The organism is Colidextribacter sp. OB.20, assembly GCF_009911595.1.
GTDB lineage: Bacteria > Bacillota > Clostridia > Oscillospirales > Oscillospiraceae > Lawsonibacter.
Window position 1 is genome coordinate 1 of the sequence record NZ_QWKG01000127.1, and the last position, 2755, is coordinate 2755.

Sequence of the window (2755 nt, forward strand, 5' to 3'; positions counted from 1 at the left end):
AAAAGTGGACTAAGCAGATCCACTCTAAATCATCTGCAAATCTTATTATACGAGGCAAGTCCTATATGAAAGAATCCGCCTACAAAAGCTACGACGAACTGCCGCTGTTCCTGAATGCGGCAACGGTGGCGAGAGTGCTGGGCGTCTCTCCGTCCAGTGGTTATGAGCTGATGCACGAACCGGATTTTCCGGTTCTGAAAATCGGTAGCAGACTCGTAGTGCCCAAAGAGAAATTTGTGGAGTGGGTGTCGCAACACACCCAAGGAGGTGCAGATTGAAGTACACACCGTGGCCAAAGCGTGATCCGGTCAAGAACTACTTCCAGCTGCCCAACGAAATATTCCTGCTGGGTCTGTCACCCGGCGCGCTGGCTGTCTACTCGTACCTGCTCTGCTGCGAGAACAGGCAGACGTACCAATGCTGGCCCAGCTACAAGACTATCGGCAATGCGGTGAGGATGAGTGCCAACACCGTCCGCAAGTATGTGTGTGAGCTGGAGGAGCGCCAGCTCATCAGTACAGAGAGCACGACGGTCACCACCAAGGCCGGTCTGAAGCGCAACGGCAATCTGCTCTACACCATCCGCCCGATCCAACTGGCCCTCGATCAGTTCTACGAACAACAGTTGGCGCAGATGGACACGGCGGCTGAACGTCATCGAGCCGCAACGGCACTCGCACTCCGCAGTGAAAAGTGCAACTCAGCGTGACAGCCTGTGCGCCGCTGTGTGGCCTCGCTGATGCTCGGAGGGTAAACAAGCCGCAGTCCATCGCAAACGCCGCCGTGTCAAAAGCGTGTGGCCGGTGTGTGCCATCCGGCGAAATCAGCACAACCGAAAGTGGCAGGTGAACCGGGGGGTCGAAAAAAGTGCAGGATAAAGGCCGGGGGTCGCTTATGCGCCCCCCGGCCAGCCACACCGCCCCGCAGAGCGGGTCGGGGCTTTTCAATAGGTGGTCGGAATTTTCACTTTTTGCTGGGGCGGGTGGCCGGTATCAGAAAATTCAGAGAGAAAACCACAGTGTTTCGCCATTCCGCAAGGTGGCTGTCGCAGGTGGTTTTCAGAGGTTGTGCAGGAATCAGTGCGGGGGTCAGTTTTCACCCCCTGGAGTCAAGTCGGGGGTCAGTTTTTCCTCTGCCCTTACAGCCGCCGTATTCTCGACGGGTCCAAGCGGGGATATTTGCGAATTTCAGGAAGAGCATCATGCCAGGAGAAAAAACAAATTTGTGTGCGAACCTCCCCTGAGACACAGCAACTCGTCAAAGAGATGTGTCCTCTGGACAGCTGCCGTCTGCTCTTCAAGCTGGCGGTGGAGTTGGACATGGTGATGAATGCGCTGGCTGCAGGGATGGAGATTCCCGATGAGCAACTCCGCACACTGCGGAGTCGGTGCATCCAGGATGTGAAAAATCGGCGGCAGTATCTCGCTGGACGACGCTGTCCGCTATCAGAGGGGTAGTCTGTGATCACCCGTACCCTGTTCAAATTCTGCGTTGCAAAACAAAGAATAAAAGTCCTCGAAAAAAGTAGTAGCTATCTTCCGCAAAGTGTGGTATGTGTTTGTGTTGCAAAGGAGGTAGCCGGAGATGAGAAAAATACTGGAAGATCTCTACTATGGCAACATCATACCCAACGAACAGCAGATGACACCTAGCTCAGAACTGAAGCGGGCAGTAGACCGTGTCGCCAAATATGAAAATCAGCTCATGGAACAGCTGAAGGAGACTGATCAAGAAATCCTCACAAAGCTCATCCGGTCACAGCATGAGATCAACAGTATCACAGCAACCGAGAATTTCATCCTGGGCTTCCGATTGGGTGTCAGGCTGATGGCCGAGTGCATGGATGAAAACGACGGTGATATTCGGACTGGAGGTGAGTAACAAATGGCGAAGCGCAGACCGTCTGGCGACGGCATGGTGAGGAGACGCGATGACGGTCGCTGGGAGGGCCGCATCGTGGTGGGCCACAAAGAAAACGGCGACTCTATCTTCCGGTATGTCTACGCTCCTACACAGAAAGAGCTGTCCGCGAAGCTCCGCCAGCACATCGACAGCTACCAGGGGGCCGACCTGACGGAGCAGAGCCGGATGACCTTGAGCGAGTGGCTCGACAAGTGGCTGGAAAATATGGCGGATACTCTGCGGCCCAACACGCTGAGGAACTACCGCAGTTACATTGAGAACCACATCAGGCCCAGTCTGGGCGATAAGCAACTGGCCCGGCTTACGCCGAAGGATATCCAGCGATTCTATGAGAAACTGGGCGGCAGTCTGGCCAGCGGCACGGTTCGCCGCATCCACACCACGCTCCACGGAACATTGAAGGCGGCGCAGCAGGCTCACCTGATCGCCAGCAACCCCACCGAACAAATTATCGCACCCAAGTTCAGCTATGGAGCAAAGCAAATACTGACGGACGAGCAGCTGGATGTGTTTATGAAGGTCATCGCAGAGGACGAAGTCTGGTGCGACTTCTTCTACGCAGAACTGACCACCGGCTTGCGGCGGGGTGAGATCTGTGGCCTCAAATGGGAGGACTTCGATGAGGTCGCCGGCACACTGAAGGTCTGCCGCACCGTCTACCAAGAAACTGGCGGTGGGCTGACTGCTGGGGATACTAAGACCAGTGCTGGTACTCGAAAGATCGTACTGCCAGCCAGTACGGTGCGGGTTCTCGGTGAGCGAAAAAAGTTTGCACTGACCGAGTGGATATTCCCCAACCCCCTGAAGCCGGAACAGCCCACCAATCCTGGCT

5 protein-coding genes are annotated in these 2755 nt (G+C 55.4%); all 5 read left to right on the plus strand.

Going from position 1 to position 2755, the window contains the following annotated elements; translation table 11 throughout:
• Positions 1-65 precede the first annotated feature (65 nt).
• Complete coding sequence (locus tag D1641_RS18670) at positions 66-278, plus strand: helix-turn-helix domain-containing protein (RefSeq protein WP_160668463.1); 213 nt, start codon at positions 66-68, stop codon at positions 276-278.
• Positions 275-709 carry a helix-turn-helix domain-containing protein gene (locus tag D1641_RS18675; protein WP_160668465.1) on the plus strand — a complete coding sequence of 145 codons (435 nt, stop codon included), beginning with the start codon at positions 275-277 and terminating at the stop codon, positions 707-709. The genes D1641_RS18670 and D1641_RS18675 overlap by 4 nt, the downstream gene beginning before the upstream one ends.
• A gap of 517 nt (positions 710-1226) precedes the next feature.
• The gene (locus D1641_RS18680; RefSeq protein WP_243149488.1) at positions 1227-1457 is read left to right on the plus strand and encodes a hypothetical protein; all 231 of its coding nucleotides are present in this window, start codon (positions 1227-1229) and stop codon (positions 1455-1457) included.
• Positions 1458-1584: 127 nt separating this feature from the next.
• The gene (locus D1641_RS18685) at positions 1585-1881 is read left to right on the plus strand and encodes a DUF6809 family protein (protein WP_160668467.1); all 297 of its coding nucleotides are present in this window, start codon (positions 1585-1587) and stop codon (positions 1879-1881) included.
• A gap of 3 nt (positions 1882-1884) precedes the next feature.
• A partial coding sequence (locus D1641_RS18690; RefSeq protein ID WP_160668469.1) for a site-specific integrase occupies positions 1885-2755 on the plus strand: 871 nt, incomplete at its 3' end.

Coding starts and splice junctions, on each gene's coding strand:
- D1641_RS18685 (WP_160668467.1), top strand. CDS start 1,585: ATGAGAAAAATACTGGAAGATCTCTACTATGGCAACATCATACCCAAC.
- D1641_RS18670 (WP_160668463.1), top strand. CDS start 66: ATGAAAGAATCCGCCTACAAAAGCTACGACGAACTGCCGCTGTTCCTG.